The sequence below is a fragment of the Campylobacter sp. 2018MI34 genome (genome assembly GCF_016598975.1).
Classification (GTDB): domain Bacteria; phylum Campylobacterota; class Campylobacteria; order Campylobacterales; family Campylobacteraceae; genus Campylobacter_D.
Window position 1 is genome coordinate 1 of the sequence record NZ_JAENKS010000202.1, and the last position, 413, is coordinate 413.

Annotated in this window: 1 pseudogene; it reads left to right on the forward strand. The window is 56.2% G+C overall.

What is annotated here, in order from left to right:
- The first annotated feature begins 46 nt into the window (after positions 1-46).
- Positions 47-327: pseudogene (locus tag JG676_RS08440) on the forward strand (DUF1367 family protein).
- The last annotated feature ends 86 nt before the right edge of the window (positions 328-413 follow it).

Here is a 413-nt window from a genome sequence, read left to right on the forward strand (position 1 = left end):
TTGGGAACCTACTGGCGGAGCGATCTCTTCCAACGAACGAAAATTGGTGACCGGGTACGCTAAATTCCTCGCAGCATTTGGTGGGAACGAAGGGGCGCTGCTTGATGCTGCGTCGAATCCGGCCACTACGACGCGATACAACTGCCTGACGGCACCCTTCGCAAACATCCCCGCAGCATTGCTTTCGCCAACATGGACGAAGCCGAATTCCAGCAGTTGTACAAAGCCGCGCTCGATGTTCTGTGGCGCTGGGTATTGTCCCGGGCATTCAAGACTCAGCGTGAAGCGGAAAACGCCGCAGCGCAGCTAATGAGTTTTGCGGGGTGATGGCGATGAAATATTCCTGGTTCCACCATCACGAATGCACAACCGAGCAGGCCGACGAGCTGGTGGCCAGTTAACCAGTCTGGAAG